General features: G+C 58.9%; 7 protein-coding genes and 1 pseudogene. 4 read left to right on the top strand and 4 right to left on the bottom strand.

Annotated elements, in window-relative coordinates; all coding sequences use genetic code 11:
- From ACVWZF_RS02300 to queA, 4 genes and pseudogenes are all read left to right on the top strand, one after another.
- Positions 1 to 230 (top strand): annotated as a pseudogene (locus ACVWZF_RS02300) (IS5-like element ISSoc13 family transposase); the annotation flags it as partial.
- A gap of 390 nt (positions 231 to 620) precedes the next feature.
- Positions 621 to 1328, top strand: a complete 708-nt coding sequence (locus ACVWZF_RS02295) for a cob(I)yrinic acid a,c-diamide adenosyltransferase (protein WP_457410721.1) — start codon at positions 621 to 623, stop codon at positions 1326 to 1328.
- Positions 1329 to 1451: 123 nt separating this feature from the next.
- A complete protein-coding gene (gene dcd / locus ACVWZF_RS02290; protein ID WP_011433274.1) occupies positions 1452 to 2033 on the top strand; it encodes a dCTP deaminase in 582 nt (193 codons plus the stop codon).
- Positions 2034 to 2116: 83 nt separating this feature from the next.
- Positions 2117 to 3295, top strand: a complete 1179-nt coding sequence (gene queA, locus ACVWZF_RS02285) for a tRNA preQ1(34) S-adenosylmethionine ribosyltransferase-isomerase QueA (protein ID WP_457410719.1) — start codon at positions 2117 to 2119, stop codon at positions 3293 to 3295.
- Here queA and ACVWZF_RS02280 read toward each other — a convergent pair.
- The 4 genes from ACVWZF_RS02280 to ACVWZF_RS02265 all read right to left on the bottom strand — a co-directional run bounded on the left by ACVWZF_RS02280 (position 3292) and on the right by ACVWZF_RS02265 (position 6019).
- Positions 3292 to 4104, bottom strand: a complete 813-nt coding sequence (locus tag ACVWZF_RS02280; protein WP_011433272.1) for an HAD family hydrolase — start codon at positions 4102 to 4104, stop codon at positions 3292 to 3294. The genes queA and ACVWZF_RS02280 overlap by 4 nt on opposite strands.
- A gap of 61 nt (positions 4105 to 4165) precedes the next feature.
- The gene (locus tag ACVWZF_RS02275) at positions 4166 to 4435 is read right to left on the bottom strand and encodes a hypothetical protein (RefSeq protein WP_011433271.1); all 270 of its coding nucleotides are present in this window, start codon (positions 4433 to 4435) and stop codon (positions 4166 to 4168) included.
- Between the two features lie 12 nt (positions 4436 to 4447).
- Complete coding sequence (fabF, locus tag ACVWZF_RS02270; RefSeq protein WP_011433270.1) at positions 4448 to 5728, bottom strand: beta-ketoacyl-ACP synthase II; 1281 nt, start codon at positions 5726 to 5728, stop codon at positions 4448 to 4450.
- A gap of 45 nt (positions 5729 to 5773) precedes the next feature.
- Positions 5774 to 6019, bottom strand: a complete 246-nt coding sequence (locus ACVWZF_RS02265) for an acyl carrier protein (protein WP_041436540.1) — start codon at positions 6017 to 6019, stop codon at positions 5774 to 5776.
- Positions 6020 to 6048 lie beyond the last annotated feature (29 nt).

Raw genomic sequence — 6048 nt, 5'->3', positions numbered from 1 at the left:
CGGATAAGTTGATTGAGAAGATAGGGGAAGCTCAAGCGGTTATTCCGCCTAAAAGGAATAGAAAGACGCAGCGGCATTATGACAAGCATCTGTATAAAGAGAGGCATTTAATCGAATGCTTTTTTCATAAGTTAAAGCAGTACCGGCATCTATGTTCTCGTTTTGACAAATTGGCCAGGAACTTCTTGAGTTTTCTCTATCCCGTCAGTGCTCTCTTTTGGCTCAAATGAAAGATCAACACAACCTAATCTTATTTGGAAGAAATTGATCTTTTTCTCAAATTTTTATAGAGCACCTCTATACTCAAGTGAGATAGCCCCACACACAAGCTTCTGGGCTAGGCCTGAAATTTTATTGAGATCCCCTGTCAAAGCTTTTCAGGTATTGCCTCTTGTGCCAAAAGGCTAGGATGGGCAAGGATTGTATTTTCTATTACTCTATTGGGAATGATTTGTATGCCAGCTAGAAGCAGAACCGACTCATTGACGGATACGCACAGGTGGTGTTTCATGGAATCCATAGCCGACGCTCTCCACCACTTGTAGGCCCTATAACCTAGGGCCGTGTTCTCTAGCCTGCTCGCGAGATAGAACGTGGTTTGCACTGCTTCTCCAAATCCTATGCCTTCCTCCAAGGATGCCGCTCCTGTAGCCCGCGCCAAACAGCCTGCGGCTCAAGCCAGCCCTGCTGCCGGCGAGCTTTTCCTTCAGCAGAATGGATCCCTCTCCGCCCAGTTGGTTCCCCAGGGATCCCTGCAGCTTTACACCCACCCCAGCCGGGGCATGTTTACGCCCGTCATGGCTCAGGCGATGCGCTTGGCAGGCCAGGGAACGCGGGTGCTGATCGTGCAATTTCTCAAGGGTGGGATCAACCAGGGGCCCGAAAATCGTCTCTCCCTGGGCAGATCCTTGGAGTGGGTTCGTTGTCGCCTGCACCGCTGCATCGATACACCTCACCTAGAGCCTGAGGAGCGGGTGGCATTGGATGAGCTGTGGCAATTTACCCAGGAGGCTGTCAGGAGTGGCCGCTATGACTTGGTGGTGTTGGATGAGCTGAGCTTGGCTGTGAAGTTGGGCCTGATCCCAGAAGCGGAAGTGCTGAGCTTAATCGACCAACGCCCCATCTCCATGGACATGGTGATCACCGGGCCGGAGATGCCGGATTCGTTTCTGGAGCGGGCGGACTTGATCACGCAGTTGCGCCTACGTGGAACCCCAGGCCCAGGGCTGCGCACTGCCGATGGGAATGTTGCCTGTTCTCTGGATCCCCCTCAATTCAACGGCACAAGTGCTATGCCTACAGCAGCCCATGTTGCTCCGCACCGCTAGCGCAAACAGTTTCCGCTCCGAAAGACCTAGGCAACACGGGTCGCGTCAGGGGGGCGGAGTCCCAATAAGACTGGAGCTTGTCCACCAGATGTGCCCTCACTCTCCAGGAAGCCGGCTGTAGCCATGTTGAAAAACGACCGCTGGATCTGTGAGCAAGCGCGGCGAGGGATGATCGAGCCGTTCTGCCCTGAGCTGGTGCGCGCTGTTGAATCTCGGCCCGTTTTGAGTTACGGGCTGTCTTCCTACGGCTACGACATCCGCCTGTCGCCGGTGGAGTTCAAGATCTTTCGCCATGTGCCCGGCACGGTGGTGGATCCCAAGCGGTTTAACCCCAAGAATCTGGAAGCGGTGGAGCTGCACCACGACGAGATGGGGGATTACTTTATCATCCCGGCCCACTCCTATGGGTTGGGGGTGTCTTTGGAGCGGCTGCAAGTTCCGGATAACATTACCGTGATCTGCATTGGCAAATCTTCCTATGCCAGGGTGGGCCTGATTGCCAACCTGACGCCGGCTGAAGCGGGATGGCGGGGCTATCTCACTCTGGAGTTTTCCAACGCCTCCAGCGCCGACTGCCGTGTGTACGCCAACGAAGGGGTGGTCCAGCTTCTTTTTCTGGAAGGGGATCCCTGCCAAGTGACCTACGCCGACCGCGCTGGCAAGTATCAGGATCAGCCGCAGCAGGTGGTGGTGGCCAAGGTTTAGCTGCTTCCCTCAAAAGGGAAAGAGTTGGCGGGATCCGGTTGGCTATGCTGGATCCACGTAGAACCCCATCTTGATTCATCTCCATGCCTGACTCTTTTTCGCCTGCTGCCGCTCCCCCCAGTGAGGCTGAGCCTTTGGGCGATAGGGAGTCCAATCCCGATCTGCTTACAGCTTCCTACGATTACACTCTCCCTCCAGACCAGATTGCGCAAACGCCGGTGGAGCCCAGGGATCAGGCGCGGATGCTGGTGGTGTACCCGGATAGGCACGAGCATCGCCGCTTCTGCCATCTGCCCGACTACCTGCGGGAGGGGGATCTGCTGGTTCTCAACGATACCAAGGTGATCCCGGCCCGCCTGTTCGGGGCCAAGGAACCCTCTGGGGCGCGGGTCGAAGTGTTGCTGCTGGAGCCTTGTCTGGAAGGGATCCCTGCCGCTGCGCAACCTCTGCCGGATCAGGCGTGGAGCTGGCGGGTTTTGGTCAGGCCGGGCAAACGGGTGAAGGTGGGGGATCGGATTGGTTTTTGGAGCAAGCAGGGATCCCCCTCTGGGCTGAGGGCCACTGTTCTGGCTTTGGACCCGGAAACCGGCGGGCGAGTGGTGCAGTTTGAGTGGGAAGGGGCGCAACCTTTTGAGGAAATCCTGGAACAGGTGGGCCGGATCCCGCTTCCTCCCTACATCAAGGCTTCCGGATCCCCGGGCTCAGGACAAGTTCGCCCTGAAGACTACCAAACCCTCTGGGCCAAACACCCCGGCTCGGTGGCCGCTCCCACGGCAGGGCTGCACTTTACCCAGGAGCTGCTGGAGCGGCTGGCCCAAAAAGGGATCCAAACGGCCTACATCACCCTGAACATCGGCCTGGGTACCTTCCGACCGGTGGAAGCGGAGCGGGTAACCGAGCATCGTCTCCACAGCGAGTGGCTCAAGGTGCCGGCAGAAACGGTGGCAGCCATCCAAAAAGCCCAAGCCCGAGGGGGGCGGGTGATCGCGGTGGGAACGACTGTGGTGCGCTCTTTGGAAACCGCGGCAGCCTCTGGCACCTTGCAGCCTTGGCAGGGGAAAAGCGATCTATTCATCTACCCCGGCTACTCCTGGCGGGTGATTCAAGGACTGGTCACCAATTTTCATCTGCCCCGCTCCAGCCTGATGATGCTGGTGGCTGCGCTGATCGGGCGGCAAAGGCTGCTGGATCTCTACCGAGAGGCCGTCGACCAGGGGTATCGCTTCTATTCCTTTGGGGATGGCATGCTGATCCTGCCCTAGGGCTGGGGCTGCTCTCCCTGGGATCTCTTGCAGGAACCGGCCTCTGCTTCTGGGGTCGAAGGACGGTCTTGGCCGCCGGCAAACCAATTCTGGATGCGCTCCCATTCCACCTGGTGGTAGCCGTCCACCGCCCAATTGGCCCGCCGCTGCAGCATGTGCAGAGGAAAGAAGGTAGCCAGCGCCAGGACTGGGATCCCTGCCGAACGGGCTGCCTGAATGCCGGAGTAGGTGGCTTCAATGCTCAAACACGCCTGGGCAGGCAATTCCATCCGCTGCAAAAGCAGGCGGTGCAAGTGTCCTGGGGAAAATATTGGGCCTGCATCATCCCCCGTCACTCGATAGGAGCCCACATCGGTCAACTGTATCAGGGCCGGGCAACAGGACTGGAAACGCTCCAGAAAAGCGGTCACCTCGGCTGCCGATTGGCCGCACAGCAGGCCGACCTTCAGTTGCAGCCGCTCCAGCGTCTCCAAAGTTTCCCTCAGGCCGGGAATGAGAGGCAGCTCCCTTTGCCCCTGCAAAGCTTGCTGGTAGTATAGGGCTTTGCGTTTCAGCAGCTCTTCCAGTTGTTTGGGGCTGAGCACCCGCCCCTGCTCCCCCCACAGAGCCGGCAGGCGCTCTCGATCCGGTCGGCCCAGGTATTGCAGCCGATAGAGCTCCCGCTGCCCAGGGGATCCCGACTTCGGCCAGCACAGGTTCCAGGGGCGCAGGTTCTCTTCCACCAGCAGTTGGTTGATGGCCTGCAGGTGCAAGTTCTCGTCATCGGCCACCACTCCACTCCAGCTCAAGATCACCCCTTGCAGTCCCATAGGGGGGACATCACCCTCTGCTAACGACCGCAACCCAACTGCATCAAAGCAGATGGCTTGTCTATCCATTTTGGACGCGACGCTCGAACTCTTCCCGAGTGGTGTCCACCAATTGCACTGCCTCTGGATAGAGCTGAGGATGGTTTTGCTTCAGCCAACTGAGCACCCGCGCCAATTGAGCTGCACACAGATCCAAATCCGCTTGAAAAATAACCGCCGCCGCCATGTGCTGAGCATATTCGGGCGGGTGGCCTTGCTGCGCCAGCTCCGCCGTCAAAGCGGCCAAGGCTTGTTGACGAACTGAGGGCGACGAACTTTCGGGAGAAGACATAGGCCAAGCCTTTCAATCGGGAGAGTAGCGGCGCAAAGCCAGCGTGACGTTGTGCCCACCAAATCCAAAGGCATTGACCAAAGCGGCCCCGACAGCCATCTGCCGCCCCTTGTGGGGTACAAAATCCAGCCCTTCGCACTCGGGATCGGGGTTGTCCAAGTTGAGGGTGGGAGGAACCCAGCCGTGGTGGATGGCCAAAGCTGTGGCCACCGTGGCAATGCCGCCCGCTCCCCCCAACAGGTGGCCGGTCATGGACTTGGTGGCGCTGATGGCCAAACGGGGGGCATGCTCGCCAAAGACCGACTTGATGGCCTGGACCTCGGCGATATCCCCTACAGGGGTGCTGGTGGCATGGGCATTGATGTGTTGCACATCCCCAGGCTGAAGCCCGGCATCCTTGAGGGCCAGCCGCATCGCCCGGGCCGCTCCCTCGCCGCCGGGGGCAGGGTTGGTCATGTGGTGGGCATCGCAGGTGAGGCCATAGCCGACTATCTCCGCATAGATCTTGGCCCCGCGGGCGCGGGCGTGCTCCAACTCCTCCAGCACCAGGATCCCTGCTCCTTCCCCCATGACAAAGCCATCCCGATCCCGATCAAAGGGCCTACAGGCTTGCTCCGGGGTGTCGTTGCGGGTGGAAAGGGCCTTCATGGCACTGAACCCCGCCATGGACAAAGGGGTAACCGCCGCTTCCGTGCCACCTGTAATCGCCGCTTGCACCTCTCCCCTCTGGATGAGCCGAAAGGCATCGCCAATGGCGTTGGAGCCAGAGGCACAGGCCGTAACTGTGCAGGAATTGGGGCCTTTGGCGCCAAAATGAATGGCCAGGTGACCCGCAGCCATATTGGCAATCATCATGGGCACCATGAAGGGGCTACAGCGATCCGGCCCTTTCTGCAGATAGATGGTCTGCTGCTCTTCCAAGACGCGGATGCCGCCGATGCCGGTGCCCAAGATCACCCCCACTTGCTCGGCGTTGAGAGCGGTGATGCGAAAGTCAGCGTCCTCCAAGGCTTGCCGGGTGGCCGCCATCGCCAGGTGCACAAAGCGGTCGGTGCGCTTGACATCCTTGCGATCCAAGTAGTCGAGGGGATCAAATCCCTTCACCTCTCCGGCAATACGGCAGTCGTGGCGGGAGGCATCGAAATGGGTAATCGGCCCAATGCCGGAGCGCCCTGCCAGCAAGCTCTGCCAAAACTCGGCAGGAGAGTTGCCGATAGGGGTGACCGCACCCAGGCCCGTAATCACAACGCGGCGGGTTGGTCTGTAAGCAGTGGCGGGATCTGTGGTAGCCATCGTCCGGTGTTAGCCCGGGGGTATAGAGTCAGAACTGGGGGCAGACTAGGCAGCTTTCTTCGAGAGGATGTAGTTAACAGCGTCTTGCACGGTGGCGATCCCCTCTGCATCTTCATCGGGGATCTCCAGGTCGAATTCCTCTTCAAAAGCCATGACCAGCTCCACCGTATCAAGGCTGTCGGCCCCCAGGTCGTTCTGGAAATTGGCTTCTGGGGTCACTTTGTCATCTTCCACGCCCAGTTGATCGGACACGATCTTACGAACACGGCTGTAAACTTCGTCTGCGCTCATGCTTGGAATCCCAACTCTCGATTCAGCGT

The organism is Thermostichus sp. OS-CIW-30, assembly GCF_054060215.1.
This window is presented reverse-complemented; position numbering and strand designations above follow the sequence as displayed.